A 1438-nucleotide genomic window follows, 5' to 3' on the forward strand; every position below is an offset into this window, starting at 1 on the left:
CTGTTTATTCAAGGAATACTTCAGCGTAGTAGGTTTTATTTGTATACAGGTTCAGAACGTCCTGCCTTCCCGTTCGCACCCATTTTGCCGGCACGCTGACAAAATGCAGGATAAAGGCTTTCAGTCTGCTTGTCTTTTTCAGCGGCTTGACCTTTTCGCTGATATGACGGACGAGATAGAGATAGAAGTTCTTCAGCATGGCAGTAACCATCATGAAAACCATGTTCTCAGCCATAAAGGAAAATGGCAGATGTGACCATCCAAAGTCATTGTTCTGTATGTCGAAGTTTTTTCACTAGCCCCACGCTCATTATAAAATGTAATGATGTCCTTCTCGGTAGACACCCAGTCATTGGTGAGGATACAGCGGTATGTGTATATTACTCCGAACAAATCCGTCTGTTGCTTGCCATCCTTGTCTTTCAAAGGACTACGCTGTACGACAAGTCTGTATGACTTTCCTTCTATTAAGCTGTCCATGCTGATGGATGTGACATCGCATTTCTCATAGCCAATCTCAACGTTTTTCCATTCCTTCAACTGTTGGAAATTCTCGTAGCGACTGCCACAGTTGGCAGCACGTATATAGAACGTGTTGCAGCGCTGCTCTACGGTTTGGATGATTTCCTTTGAAAACGACCCGCAGTCGGCACGGAAACGCTCTATTACCACACCAAGTTCTGAGGTTACACGGTCCATAATGCGACGGAGCGTGTCTTCTTGATGGTATCTCACATTGGTGTTTCCGTCACGGTTCTCACCTCCGACTATGATTCCCCCAATGGAAGCTCAACCAGGGAAATAGCCAAAATCCTGCTTGTAAGAATACTTTGCATCGAACTTGTGGGATGGAATAAACTGGTGGTCAAAGTCCAGGTCAACATGACTGCCCGCCTTTATAAGCCCCATTCTCCGTATCATCCGTAATAGTAAGGTGTTCAGCTTCTCTGCCGTGTTGAAACTGTAAGACTTGCCGGAGATTTCGCTCTTGTAGACAATATTTTCCTCGGCAAGCTCCTTTAGTCCGCGCCCCACAGTGTCGGCACCGGGTAATAGCGTGTCAGGTCTCTGCTTGAACTGCCCTATAAGCACATTGATGTCCTCAAGGCACTCTCCACCACAAAGGTAGCTGAAGAAGAGAGAGCCGAAAATACTTCCATGGCTGAATGCCTTGCCGCTGCATCCACGTCTGCCCAATACGGATTCGGTAAGTTTTTCAAAGTCCAGCTTTGAGAAAACGTCCATAATATGATAAATTCCACCGAAAGAAGTGATATTCTCGTTTTTAATTGCTACCTTTGTCATGTCAGATTTTTTATTTGTTTTTCTGTAGGTAGCACTAAGGTAAGTGAAATTTCTGACATATCCAAGTGTTTTGAGAACTTTGTTTCTCAGACACTTGGAGTTTTACAAGAATTTATGCTGCGGAATTAAGGAA

1 pseudogene is annotated in these 1438 nt (G+C 44.5%); it reads right to left on the bottom strand.

The window, feature by feature from the left end:
• Positions 1 to 4: 4 nt before the first annotated feature.
• Positions 5 to 1305, bottom strand: a pseudogene (locus tag HMPREF0666_RS15845) (IS1380 family transposase).
• Positions 1306 to 1438: the final 133 nt, after the last annotated feature.

Source organism: Prevotella sp. C561 (assembly GCF_000224595.1).
GTDB classification, from domain to species: Bacteria; Bacteroidota; Bacteroidia; order Bacteroidales; family Bacteroidaceae; genus Prevotella; species Prevotella jejuni.